The sequence below is a fragment of the Paenibacillus marinisediminis genome, from assembly GCF_054343325.1.
This window is the reverse complement of sequence record NZ_JBTGUH010000046.1, coordinates 1-225: the sequence shown is the minus strand read 5'-3', so window position 1 is coordinate 225 and position 225 is coordinate 1. Positions and strand designations below refer to the sequence as shown.

General features: G+C 58.2%; 1 rRNA gene. It reads left to right on the top strand.

Going from position 1 to position 225, the window contains the following annotated elements:
* Positions 1–225, top strand: a 23S ribosomal RNA gene (locus ACXX53_RS23185); the annotation flags it as partial.

Genomic DNA, 225 nt, shown 5'->3' with positions numbered 1-225 from the left:
GGTACGGTCTGTACAGGATAGGTGGGAGCCTAGGAAGCCGGTGCGCCAGCATCGGTGGAGGCGCCGTTGGGATACCACCCTGATCGTATCGGAGTTCTAACCTAGGACCGTAAACCGGTTCGGGGACAGTGTCAGGTGGGCAGTTTGACTGGGGCGGTCGCCTCCTAAAGAGTAACGGAGGCGCCCCAAGGTTCCCTCAGAATGGTTGGAAATCATTCGAAGAGT